At 63.8% G+C, this 22,363-nt stretch carries 9 protein-coding genes; 7 read left to right on the top strand and 2 right to left on the bottom strand.

What is annotated here, in order from left to right:
* Positions 1 to 96: 96 nt before the first annotated feature.
* Positions 97 to 1,029: a phosphoribosylaminoimidazolesuccinocarboxamide synthase gene (locus B4920_RS24415; RefSeq protein WP_079437364.1), complete on the top strand. Its 933-nt coding sequence runs from the start codon at positions 97 to 99 to the stop codon at positions 1,027 to 1,029.
* 123 nt (positions 1,030 to 1,152) lie between these two features.
* Here B4920_RS24415 and B4920_RS24410 read toward each other — a convergent pair whose 3' ends face one another.
* Complete coding sequence (locus B4920_RS24410; protein WP_079437363.1) at positions 1,153 to 2,025, bottom strand: HDOD domain-containing protein; 873 nt, start codon at positions 2,023 to 2,025, stop codon at positions 1,153 to 1,155.
* A 103-nt stretch (positions 2,026 to 2,128) separates the two neighbouring features.
* Between B4920_RS24410 and B4920_RS24405 the strand changes: the two genes are divergently transcribed.
* Positions 2,129 to 4,198, top strand: a complete 2,070-nt coding sequence (locus tag B4920_RS24405; RefSeq protein ID WP_079437362.1) for a M3 family metallopeptidase — start codon at positions 2,129 to 2,131, stop codon at positions 4,196 to 4,198.
* The gene (locus tag B4920_RS24400; protein WP_079437361.1) at positions 4,195 to 4,668 is read left to right on the top strand and encodes a DUF4124 domain-containing protein; all 474 of its coding nucleotides are present in this window, start codon (positions 4,195 to 4,197) and stop codon (positions 4,666 to 4,668) included. Before B4920_RS24405 ends, B4920_RS24400 begins: the two co-directional genes overlap by 4 nt.
* Positions 4,669 to 4,685: 17 nt before the next feature.
* On the opposite strand, the gene B4920_RS24395 is transcribed toward B4920_RS24400, so the two are convergent.
* Complete coding sequence (locus tag B4920_RS24395) at positions 4,686 to 5,390, bottom strand: response regulator transcription factor (RefSeq protein ID WP_079437360.1); 705 nt, start codon at positions 5,388 to 5,390, stop codon at positions 4,686 to 4,688.
* A 102-nt stretch (positions 5,391 to 5,492) separates the two neighbouring features.
* Here B4920_RS24395 and B4920_RS24390 point away from each other — a divergent pair, with 102 nt between their 5' ends.
* The 4 genes from B4920_RS24390 to B4920_RS24375 all read left to right on the top strand — a co-directional run.
* Positions 5,493 to 7,544 carry a sensor histidine kinase gene (locus B4920_RS24390; RefSeq protein ID WP_079437359.1) on the top strand — a complete coding sequence of 684 codons (2,052 nt, stop codon included), beginning with the start codon at positions 5,493 to 5,495 and terminating at the stop codon, positions 7,542 to 7,544.
* Positions 7,545 to 7,665: 121 nt separating this feature from the next.
* Positions 7,666 to 20,514: a DUF4347 domain-containing protein gene (locus B4920_RS24385; RefSeq protein WP_079437358.1), complete on the top strand. Its 12,849-nt coding sequence runs from the start codon at positions 7,666 to 7,668 to the stop codon at positions 20,512 to 20,514.
* A 173-nt stretch (positions 20,515 to 20,687) separates the two neighbouring features.
* Positions 20,688 to 20,897, top strand: coding sequence for a hypothetical protein (locus tag B4920_RS24380; RefSeq protein ID WP_139379620.1), 210 nt, complete (start codon positions 20,688 to 20,690; stop codon positions 20,895 to 20,897).
* A 300-nt stretch (positions 20,898 to 21,197) separates the two neighbouring features.
* The coding region (locus B4920_RS24375) for a hypothetical protein (protein WP_216820016.1) at positions 21,198 to 22,363 on the top strand (1,166 nt) is incomplete at its 3' end.

Genomic DNA, 22,363 nt, shown 5'->3' with positions numbered 1-22,363 from the left:
CGCCTGCGCCCCGGCCGCCACTACCAGGAACGTGAGCATCCCTCACCTCCCACTGCGCCGGTATAATCGCGTTTTGTCCAACGGACCTGACAGACCGTGACCACTCCGCTCTTCGAATCCTCCATCCGCAGCCTTCCCCTGCTGGGCCGCGGCAAGGTGCGCGACATCTACGCCATCGACGCCGACAAGCTGCTCATCGTCACCTCCGACCGTCTGTCGGCCTTCGACGTGATCCTGCCGGATCCGATCCCGCGCAAGGGCGAAGTGCTCACCGCCATGGCCAACTTCTGGTTCGCCAAGCTCGGCCACATTGTCCCGAACCAGCTGACCGGCATCGACCCGGCCAGCGTTGTCGCCGCCGACGAAGCCGAGCAGGTGCGCGGCCGCGCGCTGGTCGTCAAGCGCCTCACCCCGCTGCCTATCGAGGCGGTGGTGCGCGGCTATGTGATCGGCTCCGGCTGGAAGGACTACCAGGACACCGGCGCCATCTGCGGCATCGAACTGCCGGCCGGCCTCAAGCAGGCCCAGAAGCTGCCGTTCCCGATTTTCACCCCGGCCAGCAAGGCCGACGTGGGCGACCACGACGAGAACATCAGCTTCGAACAGGCCCAGGCCCGCACCGACGCCCTGCTCGCCGACGCCCTCAAGGGCACCGGCAAGACCGGCGCCCAGCTGGTAGCCGAAGCCCGCGACGCGGCAATCCGTCTGTACACCGAGGCTGCCGACTATGCCGCCACCCGCGGCATCATCATCGCCGACACCAAGTTCGAGTTCGGTATCGACGCCGCCGGCACGCTGCATCTCATCGACGAGGCCCTGACGCCCGACTCCTCGCGCTTCTGGCCCGCCGACAGCTACGCCGAGGGCATCAGCCCGCCGAGCTACGACAAGCAGTACGTGCGTGATTACCTGGAAACCCTCGACTGGGGCAAGGTCGCCCCGGGGCCGAAGCTGCCGGAAGAAGTCGTTGCCCGCACCGCTGCCAAGTACGTGGAAGCCTACGAGAAGCTGACCGGCAACACGCTGTAAGGCGAACAACACGCGAGGGCGAATGAATTCGCCCCCACCGCTTCGACTCCAGGCCTGCATGCAGCCTGGAGGCTTTCCGGACACAACCCGCCACGGCGGGTTGTGTCGTTTAACGGGCCGTCCTCAGCCCACGTGGAAGATGTCGATCAACGCCTTGCGCTCTTCCGACGACTCTTCCAGCACTTCCGCCAGCTTGACTTCATCCAGGCCCAGCGTTGCGGCCTTGGCCAGACCGTGGCGCAGGTTCTCGGTTTCCGTCTCCGGCGTGAAGGGATTGCGCGTCTCGGCGACCAGATTGGCGATGAAGATCAGGTCGGGAATGGTGGTCGGAGGCCAAGAGCCGCCATAGAGCTCGGGGTTGTCCACCGCATCCACCAGTTCCCGCGGCATGTTCATCGCTGCCAGCACCGCCCGCCCGACCGGCGCATGCCAGATCCGCACCAGATCCGACAGGGGGCTGTCCTGACTGAGCATCTCCGGATACTCCCACACCCGCGCCAGCAGGAAGAACTGGCCGATATCGTGCACCATGCCGGCAAAGAAGGCCGCGTCCGGATCGAGCCGGGTGCACCGGCGCGCCAGCACGCAGGCGGTTGCTGCCACATCCACGCTGTGTGCCCACAGGTTGCGGATCAGCGGCTGATAGGGGCCGAGCACATCCCGGTGCAGCAGCTGTTCGGCCGCCACCGCCATAGCCAGCGCCCGCAACTTGCCGAAGCCGATGCGCACCAGCGCCTTCGGCACGTCGGTCACCAGGCGGCCGCCCGGGTTGTACCAGACCGAATTGGCCAGAGCCACGGTACGCGCCGCCAGCAGGGGCTCGGCCGACACCATGGCAGACAGCTTCGCGACCTCCATGTCGGGCACGTCGAGGGCCTCCAGCACCCGCATCGTGACCTCCATCGACGTCGGGAAGCGCAGCTCACCCTCCTCCAGCTCCTTGGTTACGGTATGCAGGAAAGCCTGCTCCGCCAGATTCAATGCCTTGTCGCTCACTGTTCGTTCCCCCTCAACCCGACCGCTCCGCACCTGTCGCCAAGGGCGACACTCCGCGCAGAATTCGGCACAATAAAACCACTCAACCGATCACCCAAAGAACATGACCAACACCCCAGCCACCTCGCCCCTGCTCGAACTCTCCGGCCTGCCGCGCTTCGACGCTATTGAACCGGCCCACGTGGAACCCGCCGTCCGCAGCCTGCTGGACGCCCTGCGCGCCACCGTCGACCGTCTGCAGGACGACCCCGCCGTGCCCACCTGGGCCAACTTCGTCGAGCCCATCGAGAACGAGGGCGAACGCCTCGGCCGCGCCTGGGGCGTCGCCGCCCACATGCACAGCGTCATGGACACACCCGAATGGCGCGAAGCCTACAACGCGATGCTGCCGGAGGTCACCCGCTTTTATGCCGAGCTGGGCCAGAATCTCAAGCTCTTCCAGAAGTATAAGGCCATCAAGAACGGTCCCGAGTTCGCCACGCTGAGCCCGGCCCGCCAGCGCATCATCGACAACGAACTGCGCGGCTTCCGCCTGTCCGGCGCCGAATTGCCGGACGAGCAGAAACCCCGCTTCCAGGCCATCCAGGAGGAGCTCGCCGGCCTCGGCGCCAAGTTCTCCGAAAACCTGCTCGACGCCACCAACGCCTTTTCCCATGTCGTTACCGACGAAGCCGAACTGGCCGGCCTGCCCGACGACGTCATCGCCGCCGCCCGCGAGGCCGCAGAGAAGGCCGGCACCACCGGCTGGAAATTCGGCCTAAAGATGCCATCCTATCTGCCGGTCATGCAGTATGCCGACAACCGGGCCCTGCGCGAAACCCTCTATCGCGCCTACGCCACCCGCGCCGCCGAGATCGACAACGGCTACAGCAAGGCCGAATGGAACAACGGCCCGCTGATCAAGCAGATCCTCGCCCTGCGCGCCGAAGAGGCCGCGCTGCTGGGCTACAAAAACTACGCCGAAGTCTCGCTGGTGCCCAAAATGGCCGACACGCCGGAACAGGTCCTGGGCTTCCTGCGCGAACTGGCCGCCAAGGCCAAGCCCTTCGCCGAGCGCGACCTGGCCGAACTGAAGGCCTTCGCCAAGGACCAGCTGGGCCTCGACCCGCTCGAGCCGTGGGACGTGGGCTATGCCTCCGAGAAGCTGCGCGTCGCCCAGTACGCCTTCTCCGAGCAAGAGGTAAAGGAATACCTGCCCGAACCCAAGGTGCTCGACGGCCTGTTCGGCGTGGTCCAGAAGCTCTACCGCGTCGACATCAAACCCGACACGGGCCCGGTGTGGCACCCGGACGTACGCTTCTTCCGCATCGAGCGCGACGGCCAGTTGGTCGGCCAGTTCTACCTCGACCTCTACGCCCGGGACACCAAGAAGGGCGGCGCCTGGATGGACTCGGCGATCACCCGCCGGCGCCTCGCCAGCGGCATCGAAACGCCGGTGGCCTACCTGGTGTGCAACTTCCCCGGCCCGGTCGGCGGCAAGCCGGCCACCTTCAGCCACGACGACGTGATCACCCTGTTCCATGAGAGCGGCCACGGCCTGCACCACCTGCTGACCAAGGTGGATGACCTGGCGGTGTCCGGCATCCACGGCGTCGAGTGGGATGCGGTCGAGCTGCCCAGTCAGTTCATGGAAAACTTCTGCTGGGAATGGGACGTGGTCCGCGAAATGACCGCCCACAGCGAAACCGGCGCCCCGCTGCCGAAGGAACTGTTCGACAAGATGCTCGCCGCCAAGAACTTCCAGAGCGGCATGCAGACCGTGCGCCAGCTGGAATTCTCCTTGTTCGACCTGCAGATCCACATGGACTTCGACCCGGCCCAGCGGGACGTGCTGGACCTGCTCGCCGAGGTACGCAAGGAAGTCGCCGTGCTGGTGCCCCCCGCCTGGCACCGCTTCCCCAACAGCTTCAGCCACATCTTCGCCGGCGGCTACGCGGCCGGTTACTACAGCTACAAGTGGGCCGAGGTGCTGTCGGCGGACGCCTTCGCCGCCTTCGAGGAGGAAGGCCGCCCGAAGGGCAGCGTGCTCGACGCCCAGACCGGCGAACGCTTCTGGAACGAGATCCTCGCTGTCGGCGGCAGCCGCCCGGCGCTCGACTCCTTCAAGGCCTTCCGCGGCCGCAAACCGCAGGTGGACGCCCTGCTGCGCCACAGCGGCATGGTGCCGGCATGACGGCCCGGCGGCTGTTCGGCCTGCTGCTCCTGGCCGCCGCGCTACCGGCGGCGGCCCAGAACGCCTACCGCTGGGTGGACGAAAAAGGGCGCGTGCAATACAGCGACCAGCCGCCCCCCCAGTCGGTCAAGAAGTTCGAGGAGCGCAAGCTGCAATCCAATCGCGCCACCGCCCAGCAGTCCTACGCCACTCGCAAGGCGGCCACCGATTTCCCGGTGACCCTCTACGTCGGCAAGGACTGCGGGCAGGCCTGCGACAACGCACGGGCGCTGCTCGACAAACGCGGCGTGCCCTTCTCCGAAACCCTGCTGCAGACGGAAGCCGACGTGGCCGCCTTCAAGAGCCGCTTCGGCAAGGAACCATTCGTCCCCAGTCTGCTGGTCGGCAAGACACTGGAAAGCGGGTTCGCCGATGCATCCTGGAACGCGCGGTTGAACGAGGCCGGCTATCCGGCTTCGAAGCAGCCCTGAAGACGCGCGCGCCACCCTCACCCCCACCGATACCCCAGGCTGCGATCCGTACGCAGGGGCGCAACCAGCCCCGTACTGCGGGTAATCTTGCTGCGCAGACGACTCACGATCACCTCGATGCGGTGTTTGTCGAGTTCGTCCGGGTGGGTGCCGAGGGCCACGCCCAGTTGCGCGTAGGAGCACGTCTGGGACACGGAACCGATCAAGGCACGCAGCAGCCGCATTTCGGTCAACGTCAGGGCACACTTGCCGCCGTTGGGGGCCAGGAGCTCATGTTCGCTCTCATCTAGACGCCAGAGCGGGCGATCCTCCGGCGCGGCCCGTCGCTCCACCGCCGGCCAGCTGGCCCGCTCAGCGAGGCGACGCAGAATCAGGGCCAGCTCATCGATGTCGATGGGTTTGACCAGATAGGCATCCGCCCCAGCCTCCAGCCCCTCGATGCGCTGGTCGCGCAGGGCGCGGGCGGTGACGAAGACAATCCCGATCCGGCTGTCGTGCGTCCGCAGATACTGGCAGACGCTCAAGCCGTCCTCGCCGTCCAAGCCGATATCCAGAACCACCAGCGGGGTGCTCGATGCGGCAAGATAACGGTACAACTGGCTGGCATTCTCGAAGGCGTCGACGGCAAACCCCATATGGCCGAGCTGAAAGGCAAGCTCTTCACGGAGAACCGGTTCGTCCTCGACAATCACGACAGGAATAGTGGCAGGCTGAGCGGACATGGTTTGCAAGGGATTGAAACACGCAGGCAGTAGTCGCTGGAAGGCGCCGCATTCTAGCGGAGAATTGTCGCCCTCCACTCAGCCCCCAACGCTCCACTGCCCATGCTTCAGCTGATACTGTGCTTTCTGATTCTCATCGGCCTGCCAACCGACACCTGGGCCGAACGGGTGCCCATAGATGCTGGTATCACGACGCTTCCATTGAAGGGGTTTCTTTCTGCCAGCCCGGCAGGAGCCAGTCCGGCAACACCTGAAGAGGCCCTCGCCCTGTATCGCCGGGGCGGCTTCGAACGCCTCCCCGGCTATCTGGGACGAGGCTTCAGCAAGGACACGGTCTGGCTGGCCGTCGACATCGATCTGGCCCCGGGAGCCCCGCGAACGCTGATTGCAGACGTCGGCCCCGCCTACCTGGACACGGTCCGGGCGTACCAGGCGGACTCGGCAGGACTCATTACGCAGCTGGGCCAGGCCGGCGACCAGACTCCCCTGCATGAGGTCGTGCTGCGCGGCCTGCGACCCGCCTTCACCGTCCGGCCCATCGAAGGCACCACGCTCCTGCTGGAGATCCGGACCAGCAGCACCCAGGCCGCCATCGTCAAGCTCCACTCCGGGCCCCACTATCTCTCGCTCAGATCTGCAGAAGGCCTGATCTTCGGCGCCGTCTCGGCGATCAATCTGATCATGGCCATGGGCGCCCTGACGCTCTATCTGTTGTTCCGGGACCGGGCCTATCTGGTGTGGATGCTGTATGTGCTGCTCACCTGCGTCCAGTGGCTGGCACTGGACGGCCTGCTCTACCTCTACATCCCCTGGGAGCACCTGAGCCATCTGAATCTGGCCACCAACATATTCAGCGTCCTGCTGTTCTCAGTCGGAGCACTGCTGTCGACCACGCTATTCCAGTTTCAACAGATTCACCCCTGGCTGCACCGGATCTTCGTGGGCTGGGCCATCGCCATGATCTTGCCGTTGATCGCGGTGCCCTTTGGTGGCGCCGCGATCGTCGGCACGCTGGGGCGACTCGGTCTTCCCCTTTTTGTACTGGGAATGGCTGCCGTCGTGATTCAGATCCTGCGGGGCCATCGAGCCAGTCGCATTTACGGCCCGATGTATGTCATTCACATGATCGCATCGATGATCAACATCCTCGCGGTGATCGGTCACAGCCCCTTCTCGGAACTCACGCTGTACGGCTGGCAATTGACGAACTTCTTCAACCTGCTTTCCCTCCAGGTCAGCATGTTCATGCGCATGCGCAACCGACTGCACGAGAACGAACGCCAGCGCCTCCTCCTGATGCAGGAGCTCAGCCACAAGAACGTGGAGCTTGAACACCAGGTTGCCGAACGAACAGCAAGCCTCGCCCAGGCCTTGCGGAATGTTCAGCAGGCCGAATCGGAACAGCGCCAACTACTGTCCATGGCCTCCCACGAATTCCGGACACCGGCAGCGATGATCAAGACATCCCTCGACTCCCTGCGTTTCCTCGTCAGCCAGATTCCCCCGGAAGTTGCCCGTCGCCTGCACAACATCGAGCACGCAAGCACCCGCCTGACTCGCCTCAGCAACACCCTCATCCACCAGGACCGCCTGCGGGAGCTGGCCCTCCGCCCCACCCTGGTTCAGGTGGACCTCCACGCGCTCATGGAAGAGGTCGCAGCCCGGTACATCCATGCCCTGCCTGACGCCTCCACGCCCTTGGTGACGCTGCAACACCCCGCTGGCACCAGGCCAGAATTGCATATCAGCACCACGCTGGCAGACCCTGCGCTACTCAGCATTGCCCTGCACAACCTCATTGATAACGCCCTCCAGCACGGCCGCTCCGGCGACACGCCGACCCCCTATCCCGTCAGCATCGCCCTCGATGCCCGGACGGACCGCCTGGAACTACGCGTCGCAGACCGTGGGCCCGGCATTCCCGACAGCGACAAGACACGTATTTTCCAACGCTTTCATACCCTTGCCAAAAAGCAGCTGAGCGACTTCGCCAATCCCATCCGAACCAGCGGTGACGGCCTCGGACTCTCCATCGTGCACGCCATCGCCACCGCCCACGGAGGATGTGTATATGCCACCGACAACCCTGGTGGCGGGGCCATTCTGGCCATCCGTCTACCCAGGGTAACGGAGCCCTCCCCCCTCAAAAAATAACCCGAACGAATCACTTCAAAGCCATAAATCTCTCATGAACGAGAGAATTCGAGAGCTTAAAATCAACCGTATTGAGTAGTTTTGATCGGGAATTTCCCTACTCTTGTTGTGGAGCCCGATCATGTCCGTTGCATCCATCAGTGCCATCCCTTCCTCCCAGTCTGCCGTATATGTCGTGGACTCCAGCCTGGAGGACCTGGCCTCCCTTCTCGCCGGCCTGCCCGCCGGTGCCGAGCTTGTCCTGCTCGACCCGAACCAGGACGGACTCACCCAGATTCTGAACGCCCTTGACGGACACAGCGGCGTCGACGCGCTTCACATCCTGACCCACGGCTCCGCCGGCAATATCAATCTCGGCAACACCAGCCTCAACAGCGGCACGCTCCCGAGCGCGAGCGCCAGCCTCGAAGCCCTTGCGCAACACCTTTCGGCCGACGCCGACATCCTGTTCTATGGCTGCGACGTGGCCGCCAACGATGAAGGCAAGGCTCTTGTCAGCCTGATCGCCGATCTGACCGGGGCCGACGTAGCCGCCTCGACCGACCTGACCGGAGCGAGCAGCCTCGGCGGCGACTGGCAATTCGAATTTGCCGTCGGTAACGTTCAGGCTCTTCCCGTAGAGATCCTCAATTTCGACTCCACGCTGGGCAGCGACTCGTCGATTCCCTCCGGTCTGGTATCCGGCCCCCCGTACTCCTGGGGCGGCAACACCTTCCAGACCCGGATCAACGCCGAGCTGACTTCGTCAGATCCGGTCAACAGCCTGCGCTCGGGCTGCTACTGGGACCGCTATACGCTGAGCGACATTCCCAACGGCGCCACCGTCAAGGTGTACATGGGCAACTCGTCCACGGTGGACGACTACATCCAGATTGAACGCAATGGAACGGTCATCACGCAGAACGACGACGGCGGCGACGGCGAACGCAGCTACGACGCCTACGTATCCTGGACCTACCAGACCGGCGACATCATCCGCGCAACCACTTACAGCGCCGGCAATACCGGCACCTATTCGTTGTGGATCGGCACCTCGGCAACGATCTCCGGCGGCAACCCTCCGCCGCCCACCGACATCGGCAGCTCGACGCCTCCTCCCGCAACCGCCCCGGCCTTCACCGACAGCAACAGCAACCTGGGCACCGTAGCCGACACCCCGGCCAACGACACCGCCCTCGCCAACATCACCGGCACGCTGACCGCATCCGACACCACCCCGACCGGCACCCTCAGCTACTCGGGTGGCGGCACCCAGACCTACGGCACGCTCAGCGTCTCGAGCAACGGCGCCTTCACCTTCAATCCCAACGAAGCAGCCATTAACGGCCTCGCCGCCGGAGCCAGCGCCAGCCATACCTTCACTGTCACCGTATCCGACGGGGCCCTGAGCAGCAGCAAGAACCTCACCGTCAGCTTCACGGGCAGCAACGACCTGCCCACCGTCGCCGGCAATGCCACCATGCCCGGCATCCTGGAGGACGCTGGCAACACCAGTGCCACCAACGCCGGCACCACGGTCGCCAACCTGTTCGGCTCCCGCTTTGCCGATCTGGATAACGGAGCCAGCTTCAAAGGCATCTACATCGCCAGCATCGGCGACACCACGGGCCAGGGCACCTGGCGTTATTCCACCGACGACGGAGCCAGCTGGAACGACCTGAGCGCCACCACGACCCTGCTCGCCAGCCACAAACTGCAATTCGTGCCTGCCGCCGACTGGAGCGGCACGCCGGGAGCACTCACAGTCAAGGTCATCGACAACAACGACGGACAATCGCTGGCAACGGCCACGGTGTCGATCGCTGTTGCGGCGGTAAACGATGCCCCCACCTTCACGGACGCCACGACGATTACCGGCACGGTCACCGACTCCGCGCTCTATGACACCAACTGGAGCGGCAGCACCACGACCGGCACGCTGGCGGCTACCGACATCGAGAACGATGCGACCAGCTTCAGCATCCGCGGCGGCACCCTGAGCACCGGAGTATGGACGGCCCACGGCGTGTACGGCACGCTGACCGTCGATGCCGCCACGGGTGCGTACACCTACACCCCCACCAATACCGCCGGCATCAACGCGCTTCCCGCCGGCAAGACGGTACACGACAGCTTCGAGTTCAAGGTCAGCGACACGGCCGGTGCTTACAGCAGCCGCAGCCTGGACATCAGCATCAGCGGCACCAACGACACGCCGGAGCTCAAGGCCGGGGTCAACCCGGTCCCCGATCAGAGCTTCAGCGGTGCCGGAGCCTGGCAATTCCAGATTCCCGCCGACAGCTTCACCGACGCCGAAGGCGCAGGATTGACCTACACCGTGCAGGTCGTCGATGGCAGCGGCAACGCACTGGACGTCGGCGCAGGCACCGGCAACCTGCCGACCTGGCTGACATTCAGCGAGTCCACCCGCAGTTTCTCCGGTGATCCCCCCGCCAGCTGGAACAACGCCAGCCTGAACCTCAAGGTCACCGCCACCGATCCGACGGGCGCCAGCGTCAACGACACCTTCAGCCTGGCCCTCAGCAACACCGGCAACCAGCCGCCGGTGGTCGCCAGCCCAATTGGCCGCCATGTCGCCAGCCCGGCAGCTGAAACGACCGAGATCACTTTTACGGAAGCCCTCGGCGGACAGACCCTTACCTTCAACAACCTGACCGGTGGAACTCCCGGCGACGACACCAGTGTCACCTTCGGTTCGACGGTGACTGCGGCTCAGGTCGCCGCCGCCGTCGTGGCAGCCGGCGCAACGGGCAACTACACCGTGGCGTTGAAGGCTCCAGGTTCGGATACGGTGGTGTTTAAGGCCAAGACAGTGGGCGATGTCACCGATGCCGACTACGCCAACGTGATCAATGGCGGCACCTTCAATGGCTCAGCCGCGGTGACCAAGATCGCAGACGGTGCAAACCCAGGCACACCTGAATCGTTCACGATTGAATTTGGTGCATACGCCGGAAATCCCGATGCCACACTCAGGTTTGATGGTGCGAATATTGTTGTCGACGGTCGAGACACTAATGGAATTGGATCCACTGGCCCAGATGTAGCCAATTACGTCGCCAGCGTCACCTACACCAACTGGACCGCCGCACAAGTCGGCACCACAAACGCCGTCATCTTTACCCAGACGTCTGTCGGAAACATCAGCGACGTCACGACAGCCGCATTTACCGGCACATATGACGGCGCAAAAACCATCACAGCCAAGACCGACGGCACCGGCTATGAAACCTTCGAAGTCCAGTACTCCGGCGGCCTCGGCGGCTCCACGCTGATCTTCGATGGGGTCACCACCACGGCCGGCTCCGGCGTCACGGCCGCCAACGCGGCCGCCGCCTTCCTGGCCGCGCTCAATTCGAACGGCGCTTACACCGGCGCCCTCAAGAACGGCGACAACACGACCGTCATCCTGACCAACAAGACCGGCGGCAACGCAACCGACATTCAGCTCAGTGACTTCTCCGGCACTTATACCGGCGTCACGGCAGGCACCCCCACCGACGGCGGCGCCTGGACCTACACCTTCCCGGCCGGCACCTTCAGCGACCCCGACAGCGACGCGCTGACCTACACCGCCTGGACGGTCGACACCAATGGCATCGCCACCCAGATCACGACCACCGCGGGCAGCCACCCGATCAATTTCGATGCCGCTTCCCGCACCTTCACCGGCGACGGCACAGGTGGCCCGTACCTGATCGAACTCCGCGCCACGGATGCGAGCGGCTCCAACACCGAGGTGAGCACCCGCTTCCAGCTCTACCTCGACGATGGCGTGGATAGTGATGTCACCGTGGGCGCCACAATCCTTACACAAACCTGGACCGGGGCCGGCCTCAAGTCCTTCCAGATCCCGGCCGACGCCTTCAACTTCAACGATGGCGCCCCCGACACCCTGGAGTATTCCGCCAAGCTGTCGGACAACAACAATCTGCCCAACTGGCTCAGCCTCGACACGACGACCGGCCTGCTCTCCGGCAACCCGCCAGCCGACGCGCCCGCATCCCTGAACATTGTCGTCACGGCCACCGAGAAACAGGGCGGCACGACCACCGCCTCTTCCAACAGCCAGCCCTTCACCCTCAACATCGCCACCCCCAACGACGCGCCTACGGTCATCAATCCGCTGGCCGACCAGTTGGTCGCCGAAGGCGCAGCGGTTGCGATCTCCACCGGCGCCGTCTTTGCCGATGCCGACGGCAGTGCGATCACCTATACCGTCACCCAGGCCGACGGCTCTGCACTTCCGACCTGGCTGAGCTGGAACTGGAACGGCTCCAACCTGAACTTCAACGGCAACCCCCCGGGCAACCTGCCCTACCTCAACCTCAAGGTCACGGGGACCGATACCGGCGGCGCCAGCACCAACTCCACCTTCACCCTGTACCTGCAGGATCCGGGCGCCACCGGCTCCACCGGGGCCCTCACGGCCAATAACCCCGGCGCCGTCGGCATCGTCGGCAACCCGGCGTCGATCAACGAAGGAGACACGCTCACCGCCAGCACACCGACCGATACGGACGGCTCGCCGCTGCCCGGCAACGTCACCTACCAGTGGCAGGTGCAGATCAGCGGCACCTGGACCGACATCGCCGGAGCACGAGGCCAAGGCAACAGCCTGACCCTCACCAACGACGAAGCCGGCAAGTCGGTGCGCGTACAGGCCTTCTACACCGATGGCGGTGGCGTGGCCGAAGCGCCGGTGTCTGGCGCCGTCAGCGTCATCAACGTCGAAACCCCGGGCGTCGCGACCATTTCCGGCAACACCGCCATCGGCGAAGTCCAGACGGTGACGCTGACCGACGGCGACGGCCTGATCAACGTCACGCCCACCTATCAGTGGTACCGCTCCGCCGAGAACTCGGACAGCGGCTACACCGCGATCAGCGGTGCCACCAACAGCAGCTACGTCACCACTTCTGCCGACGGGGATCGCTACCTGAAGGCTGTCGTCGGCTATACCGACAACCAGGGCACCACCTACACCATCGCTTCCGGCACCGTCGCGGATCGCACCAACGCCGTCATCCAGCGCGGTCAGGTCGCGCCTGTCGCGCATGACGATACCGGCAGCGTGACCGAGGCCAGTGGCGTCAACAACGGCACGCCGGGTACGAACATCGTCATCGGCAACAACGCCTCGCTGTTCTCCAACGACACCGACGCCAATGCAGGCGACACCAAGACCGTCACCGAGGTCCGCCTCGGCAGCGATCTCGGCTCGGGGGTCCTGGCAACGGAAGCCGGCAACACCTTCACCCTGAGCGGCAACTTCGGCACCCTGACGGTCGACAAGAGCACCGGGGTCTACACCTACGCCGTCAACCAGGCCAACAGCCAGGTGCAAGGCCTTGCCCCGGGCGGCACCCTCAGCGATGTCTTCAACTACACGATCGAAGACAGCACCAGCCTGAGCGCGTCGGCCAAGCTCACCATCACCATCAATGGCGCCAACGATGCGCCGACCGCCGACGCGATCCCGGAATCCAGTACGGTGGTCGAAGATCTCGCCGGTTTCATCAGCACCGGCCTGCTACTGAACGATCCCGACCTCGGGGCAGGCACCAGCTTCGCGCTGAAGCTGGCGGTCAGCAGTGGTCGTCTGCTCGTGGTCGACCCAACGGCGGCCGCTAGCGCGGGCGTCACCATCAAGGGAAGCGATACCGGTACCCTCACCCTTACCGGGAGCATGAGTGACATCACGAACTGGCTGCAGGGCGACGTGATCAAATACGCCGCGACGCCCAATGCGCTCGGCACCAACGTCGCCACACTGACACTCAGCGCCAATGACGGCTCGGGGTTCGTCAGCCTGGGCACCCAAACGCTGGATGTGACCGCCAGTAACGACGCCCCCATCCTCGACCTGGACGCCAACAACAGCAGTGGCAAGGATGGCAACAACTTCATCACCACCTTCCGCCCGCGGGGCGAGGCGGTGGCCATTGTCGACGGGGATATCTCGATCACCGACGTGGATAGCGGGGATACCCTGGTATCCGGTACCGTAAGCATTGCCACCGGCGCTCTGGACAATGAATTCGGCACGACCTGGGAGACGCTGAGCTCCAGTGCCGGCAGCAGCTACACCGGCAGCCTGGGGGTGATCACCATCTCCGGCAACGGCACCCCCTCCATCACCCTGAGTGGTGCCGGCAGCCACGCCGACTATGAGGCGGTGCTGAAAACCATCACCTACACCAACGCCAACCCCAACGCGTACTCCGGCGACCGCACCATCAGCATTTCCGTGACGGATGCTGCAGGCGTCAACGCTTCGGCTTCCAATCTGGCGTCCTTCACCACCTCGGTCGCCAACACCGGGATTGCGGTGGGCCAGAAGATCTACCTGGGCGGAGTGGATACCGGCCAGACCGTGGCGGCTGTACTCGACAGCCAGCATTTCGTGGCCAGCGGCCCGCTCACGGGCCTGACGCCCACGGCCAGCCTGTCTTTCGCCACCACGGCCGCGGTCGGCAGCCCTGTCACCAACACGACCAGCTTCGCCGTCGAGACAGCCAGCGCGGCCATCAAGGCCGGACTGACCATCTACAAGAACGGCGTGAATACCGGGCTGACCGTAGTCAGCGCAAGCGGCACCAGCATCACCGCCAGCGGCAACATCACCCTGGCCGTCACCGATGTCCTGAGCTTCCAGACCACCGCCACCAACAACACGCCGGTGCCGGCGACAACCACGGTACGCGTACCCTGGACCTCGGTGGTGGACATGGACGGCACGGCGTCCTCCAGCCGCGACTACACCACCAGTTATACGGAGGACGCGCAGCCGGTATCGATTGCCACTTCGACGGCGAGCATCGACAACCAGGCCATCAATATCAAGACCTTCACGGTCACACTGACCAATCCGCTGGACGGCACGAATGGCAATTCGGAAGAGTTGTCCATCAGCGCCAGCATGATCCAGACCCTGGCAGCCAAGGGCATCACCGCAACCGTCGCCGGCAACAAGCACAGCATCACCTTCAGCACTGGCGGCAGTGGCGCCACCGCCACCGACATGCAGCTCGGCCTGCGGGCGGTGAAATACGTCAACAACGACCAGAATCCGAGCATCACGCCGCGCACCATCTCCACCCACGTGGTGGACGTGGCCAACGAAACCGGCGTGGCGGCGACCACGACCATCAACGTGATTCCGGTCAACGACGCCCCTGTGAAGGGCGGCGACTTTGCCGGTACGCTGAATGAAGCGGCGGTATACGTCTTCACCGCCGCCGACCTCAACAGCACCGACGTGGACAACGCGGCCGGCACGCTCAAATACGTGCTGACCGCCGCCCCCATCCAGGGCACGCTGTTCCGCGACACCAACAGCAATGGCATCGTGGACACGGGCGAAGCGATCGCCACCGTGGGCAACAGCACCAGCGTCGCCAGCATCAATGCCATCGGCACTGCCGGCTACTTCACCCAGGCCGAGGTGAACGCGGGACAGATCAAGTACGCCCACAACGGCCAGAATCCGAACGCCACCAACCCCACCGGCACAGACACCTTCGGCTTCAAGGTGGTGGACGGCATGGAAGACTACGCCTTCGCCAACATCGCAACCAACCAGGCTGGCACGGTCACGCTGACCATTACCGAAGTCAACGATGCAGCCACCGGGACTCCGGTGGTCAGCGGCACGCTGCAACCGGGACAGGTGCTGTCAGCCGATGTGAGCAGCATCGCCGATCCGGACGGCCCCGTCAGCCCGACCTTCAACTATCAATGGAAGGTCAGCAGCGACGGCACCAACTGGACCAATGCCAGCGGCGCAGGCAGCACCACCGTCAACTACACCCTGGCGGCTGCCGATCAAGGCAAGCAGGTTCGCGTCGAAGTCAGTTTCAACGATGCCTTTGGTCGCCCGAACACGCTGACCGGAAACGCCAGCGGCACCGTCGCCTTCACCAACACGCAGGGCGCCGGCGGCGTCACCATTACCAGCGATGGCACGCCCCAAGCCGGCGAAACCCTCACGGTCAATACCAGCGCCCTGACCGACGCCGACGGTCTCGGCCCCTTCAACTATCAGTGGCAGATCAGCACGGACGGCGGCAACACCTGGGGCCCCATCGGCGGCGCCACGGCCACGACCTACACACTCCCGGGCAATGCCGGCACGGGAGCCCAGTACAAAGCCGTCGTCACCTACACGGACGGCCGCGGGAACAGTGAGCACATCGATAGCAGCACGGTGACGGTCGTCGCTCCGGCCAGCGACATCAACGACGCACCGTCCCTGACGGGGAGTGGCGCCTTCCCTGCCAACACGGCCCTGTTCTCTGACGTGACGGTCACGACGGTGGAGTCCGGTCAGACCATTCAGACTCTGACCCTTACTGTCAGCGGGCTGCAAGACGGCGGCGCCGAAAAGCTGAGTATCGATGGCATCGAGATCGACTTGGTCACGACCGGAGCAACCGCCCTGGTCTACCCCACCCCGGCCCCTGCTGGCAGCGTGGGCGGTATCGGCTATGCGGTCACCACGGCTTCGGGCACGGCCACCGTCACGATCACCCACGCCGGCCTGAGTGCCGCACAGACCAAGACCCTGACCGAGGGACTGGCCTATGCCAACACCGCGGCCACACCCACCGCAGGCCTCCGCGTCGTGACACTGACCAGCCTGCAGGACAGCGGCGGCACGGCCAGCGGTGGACTGGACACGGGCGCCATCGGCCTGAGCGCAACGGTCGATGTCGGATCTTCCCTGCCCGCCAGCAATACGCCACCGACGCCGGGTGGCGATGGGGCCGCCACCGTAGCCGAAGGCGCGGTGGTGACGCTGACCACCGCAGACCTCAGCGCCACCGATGCGGAACAAACGGGCCTCAAGCTTGTACTGGCCTCGGCACCGGCCAACGGCACGCTGTTCCGCGACACCAACAACGACGGGGTCGTCAATGTCGGCGAGGCGCTTGGCGCAAACAGCCAGTTCGCCCTGGCCGACATTGCTGCGGGTCGCATCAAGTACGCCCACGACGGCGGTGAAACCACGGCTGACAGTTTCTCTTTCAACGTCAGCGATGGCCTCGCACTGAGCGACTCGAACACGGGCAATGGCACAGCCAATGAGCCGACGATTTTCACCATCACCGTTACGCCACAGGACGATGCCCCCACGCTGACGGCCACTGCGCTGGGCAGCAGCGGCATCCCGGTCGCCTACGCCGAAGGTGCGGCCGCTCAGGCGATCTTCACGGGAACCGCGGCCAGCCCGGTGGAGGCCGGCGAGAACATCACCGGCATCACGGTGATGATCAGCGGCCTGCGCGACGGCGCAGCTGAAAAGCTGGTGATCGACGGTACGGCGGTAGCCCTGACCAATGGCACGGCAGGAAGCAGCACCGGCGGCCATGCCGTGGCCTACTCCGTCAGTGTCACCGGCGGCACGGCTATCGTCACGCTGACCCTGGATGCGAGCGCGGCAACCTGGAACGCACTGGTCGACGGTCTGAAATACGACAACACCAGCAACGACCCCGCGGCCGGCCATCGTACCGTCACCCTCACCAGCGTGACGGAAACGGGCAACACGAGCACGGCGCTGGCCCTCACCAGCCACGTGGCCGTCGTCACGGTCAACAACGCACCGACGCTGACCCTCAGCCCCATCACCGTGACGGAGGGCGGCTCGAAGACCCTGACCACCACCGACATCGCCGCTGCCGACCTGGATACGCCGCTGGGCAACCTGACCTACACCCTGTCCACCGCTCCCGCCCACGGCGCGGTTTACATTGATGCCGACGGCGACGGCGTGCAGGACAACGGCGAAGCACTGTCCACCGGCGGCACCTTCACCCATGCCCAGCTCAGTTCTGGCGTGGTGCGCTACCAGCACGACGACGGGGAGAATTCGGACAGCTTTGCAGTCACTGTCAGCGATGGCCAGGGCGGCATCTCGACTCCAGTCACGATGACGGTCAACCGCATCGCCGTGAACGATGCACCTGGGATCACCGGTCTCGGTAGCGACGTACTGAACTACAACGCCAACTCCGGCGCCCGCCTCCTGGAACAGGGTGGCAATGTAGTCGTCAGCGATCCGGACTCCGCCAACTTCAACGGCGGCAACCTGCGGGTGTCCATCACCTTCAACCGGGACCCGGCTCACGATGCGTTGAGCATTGCCAGTGCCGGCACGGGAGCTGGCCAGGTCAGCCTGGACGGCAGCAATGTGAAGTACGAAGGCACCACCATCGGCACCGTTACGGGTGGCACCGGCACCAACGATCTGGTGGTGAGCTTCAATACCAGCGCAACACCGGTGGCCGTCTCGGCCCTGATCAAGGCGGTCCAGTTCGCCAACGACCAGGCCGCTCCGGCACACACGACGCGTACGGTCAGTTTCGCCCTGAACGATGGCCAGGCCGGCGGGCAGGCCGCACCGGTCGCCGTCAATGTGAACATCGCCACTGGCGTAACACCCAGCATCTCGATCGCCAACGGGTTCTTCATCGTCGAGAACACACAGTTGATCACCGCACTGTCCGCCACGGACCCGAATGCCCGGCCCATCACCTTCAGCATCAGCGGCACGGTGGATCCCACCAACAATCCGGACAACGGCAAGTTCGAAATCGTCTCCGGCAATCTGCTGCGCTTCAAGGCTGCACCCGATTACGAAACCCCGGCCGACAGCGGCGCGAACAATGTGTACAACGTCATCGTGCGCGCCACCAACGACCTGGGCTCCTATGCGGAGCAGACCCTGAGCGTCACGGTGCTGGACCAGAATCCGGAGAACGCCGCGGTCGGTGACACCGACGGCCCCACCTTCGGCTACGCCACGGTCAGTGGCAGCAGCCTGGTCCTGACTTACACCGACGCAAGCCCCCTTTCCACCAGCAATCTGCCGGCTACGTCGGCGTTTGCGGTCAAGGTGGGTGGCACCCCGGTGGTCGTCAATACCGTCACCGTCAATGCCAGCGCCAAGACCATCACCCTGACCCTGGCCACGGCCGTAACCGCCGGCCAGAACGTCACGGTGGCCTACACGGACCCGACGGCCGGTAACGATATTGCAGCCCTGCAGGATACGGCGGGGAACGATGCGGCCACGCTGCCGGAAACCTCAGTGACCAACGTGACCCCCTCCAGCGGCGGGAACGGCTCGGGCGGCAGCTCCGGTGGCAGTTCGGGCGGCGGTGGCTCCACGGGCGGAACGGGCGGCGGCACGACCACCGTCACCAACGAGGGTATTCCGGTCACGACGGTCACCCAGCCCGGCGTGAATGGCACCTCCAGCACGACCCAGAGCGTCGATCCGATCATCCCGCCGAACGCGGGAGGCGGCTCGGGTGGCAACACGCCAACCCAATACACCGTCCCGCTCGCGGTGGACCACACCGGCAACACCGTCATTCAAGTCGGCCTGCCGGCAGGCGTGGGCATCCAGTCCATCGCCACCGAAGGTGAAAACCTGACGCTTCGTCAACGCTTGGTCGGCGCCTCGAACCCGCTGGTCAGCAATGACTCGGAATTCACCCAGATCGTCCAGAACGGTATCGACCAGTACGTACCCACGGTGCTCAACCCCACGACCGTCACCGTACGGGCGCTCACCCTCACCGTACCGAGCGGCTCAACCGGAGCCCCCCTGGCACCGGTCCTCATCACGGGCAACACCAGTGATCCGTCGGCGCTGGTGATCGATGCCCGGCAGCTTCCGAGCGGAACGGTGCTGCAAGTCAATAACGTCACCTTCGCCGTCGTCATCGGTGCCGCACACCTGACCGGTGGGGCCGGCCAGAACTTCGTCGTCGGTGACGACAATGCCCAGTACATCGTGCTGGGCGCTGACGATGACACACTCCACGGCGGCGGCGGCAACGACACGGTCGGCAGCCTGGGAGGGAACGACACCACCTTCGGCGACAACGGAAATGACATCGTATTCGGCGGCACAGGCAACGACAAGCTGTCCGGCGGAGCTGGCAACGACCAGCTGAACGGAGGGCTCGGCTACGACGTGGCGACCCAGTCGGGCATCCTTGCCGACTACAAGATCAGCGTGGATGGCAATGCGGTGGTGCTGACCAACCTCGCCACCGGCGAACAGGACCGTCTGCTGGATGTGGAGCGGGTTGATTTCGTCAGTGGCCCGAGCCTGACCATTGCCTACAGCGAAGCCGACGCAGCCGCCCAGCACTTGGTCACGACCTGGCTGGGACGCAATCTGACGGCAGATGAAGGCGCAGTCGTCCGCGGCTGGGTAGGCGCCACGGCCGAGCAGGTGGCAGCCCTCTTCCGGACCCTGGCGATCGCCGAATCGGTGCGTGACAAGAGCATTGCCGAACTCCTGGCAGGCCTGGACACCAACCCGAACATCCTGCGTCTCAACGTTGCCGACCACTACTTTGGCAGCGCCCAGGATGAACAGGGCTACCTGCCGATCGGCCTGGGCGTGGTGATCGATGCAGGCGGCGGGCATGACATCCTGCAGCTTGCCGGCCAGCGCTCTGACTTCCACCTGGAGGGCGTCAGCGGGGGGGTTGAACTGACCCGCCTGAGCGACGGAGCCATGTACAGCCTGAAAAACGCCGAGATGATCGCGTTCGACAGCGGCGAACGGGTGGTACTGGCCGAGACCCAGGAAGATGCGATGCTCGCCCGTTTGTTCCAGACACTGCTGGACCGCGACGCAACCACGGACGAGTGGAAGCTGGGCCCGAAGGCACTGGACGAATATCACGCCGGCCACTTGAGCATGGACAACATCTTCTCGTGGTTCTACGCTCAGACGGATATCGATACGCTGAACAACAGCAGCTATGTCCAGCGTCTCTACACCAACACCTACGGTCGCAGCGCAAGCGATACAGAGCTCAGCAACCAGCTCCACCGACTGAGCAGCGGTGAGGTGAGCCGTGACGGGCTGGCAATCGAAATCGCCAGCAGCGCCGAGGCCGTTCAGGTCGTCGGCAGCGTGATCGCCATCACCGAGGTCTGATTCGGCCGCAGCAGGATGGGCCGGTAGCAACACCAAAGAGTCCTCCCCTCCCCCAGGGGAGGACTCTTGCCGATAAACGCACCACCCCCTAAATCGTCACAGTTAGACAAACACTGCCTGTGGCAGGATGATCGAAAATATTGTTTTTCCCAGATTCACAATTCAAACGCGGCGTGCCCTTCTCCGAAACCCTGCTGCAGACGGAAGCCGACGTGGCCGCCTTCAAGAGCCGCTTCGGCAAAGAACCTTTCGTGTCCAGTCTGCTGGTCGGCAAGACACTGGAAAGCGGGTTCGCCGATGCATCCTGGAACGCGCGGTTGAACGAGGCCAGCTATCCGACGACAAAACTGCCCTACCCCGCACTACGGACCCGCAAGGCCTGATACCCACGGTGCTTGCCACCACAAACGGGCGGCGCCACAAACTCCGACCGAATAGCCTCTCCTCATACCGAGGAGAGGCCATTTTGGTGTTCAGGGACGCACTGACAATATCGTCACGCTAGCAATAGCGTCAATTATGCGAAAACCATCAAAAACAATACTTATAACACCATTTAACGAATCGCTACCGATCCGTAGTTGATCATTCCAAAGCTTCGGCCAGTTCCCACTTTTAGGTAATGCCCGTGAGGCCAGCACTTGCTGAATACCGCCCTTGCGCCGTACGAATGAAGGAAACCCATGAGCAATACTGTATATAACGCCAACAATCAGCAACTCAATTTTGACAGCACGAATGTTCTGAACATCGTTGGCAACGGCAAGGGCAATGGTGATGTCGTCCGCTTCAACAGCGTGATCACTATCGGCGGCCAAGCGATCGACGCTGTAGTCACGACAACGCTAAGCGGTGCAAGCGTCAACCCATACGACGGAACTTCGGCGGCACCTGGTCAAACAGCGTTCTTTCAGCCTGACCTGAATGTGGCGGACCCTGGAGTAGGTGGCATTGGGGGCGTACGTTTCAAGATTGACTTTTACAAAAGCGGCACCTTCACTGGTGCGGGAACCGGCCAAGCGGTAACACTTCAAAACGTCGTCGTCAATTCATATGACATTGACAGCACAAGCAGCACATCGTCCCAGCGCCAATTTCAGGACTTTAAAGGCTTCGCTCAGTACGAGTTGGCGACTGCGACGCAACTAACGGCAACGGTGCAATCGGATGGCTCTGTGCGTTTTCAGTACAGCCCTAGCGGTAGTCCGACAAATAATGGCACGTACTCCGCCGATGGCTATCGCGTAAAAGTCTATTACGACTCCATCAGCTCCTTTGAGTTACTCACAGGCGCAACCAAAGCCGCATCAGGCACTTGGAACGGAACAGCCTATTTCGCACTTGACTTTAGCGTCGGCCCCAACTGGACAGGCGCAACGACGTTAACTGGCACCCCTAGCGCCAACGTCTCATATAGCAGCGGCACCTTCACGGAGGGAGTAACGAACGACGGCTCTATCAGCAATGCCATCACTCTGACGTTAGCCAACGATACATATGCTTCGGACGTCGTTAGTTCCAACAGGATCGTCGCGACGAATGTGCCAGCAGGACTAACCGCCACGTTTGTTCGTAACAGTAACACCGTCATTACTGCGACACTCACGGGCAATGCCAGTGCCCATGCTAACGCCAACGACATCAACAACCTGACGTTTAGCTTCCAGAACGGCGCCTTTGTTACGCACGCCACAGCAGCGGATGTAACCGGTTTTACAAAGGGGGATTTGATAGTCAATTTCAATGACCCCTCTCCGGCCCTGGGCTACAGTACCAGCACCTTCACCGAGGCGGTCGCCAACGACGGCGCCATCAGCAACACCGTCACCATCACCCTGACCAACGACAC

This window comes from Zoogloea sp. LCSB751 (assembly GCF_002028455.1).
GTDB lineage: Bacteria > Pseudomonadota > Gammaproteobacteria > Burkholderiales > Rhodocyclaceae > Zoogloea.
The sequence above is the reverse complement of the archived record's forward strand: the minus strand, read 5'-3'. Positions and strand labels throughout refer to the sequence as shown.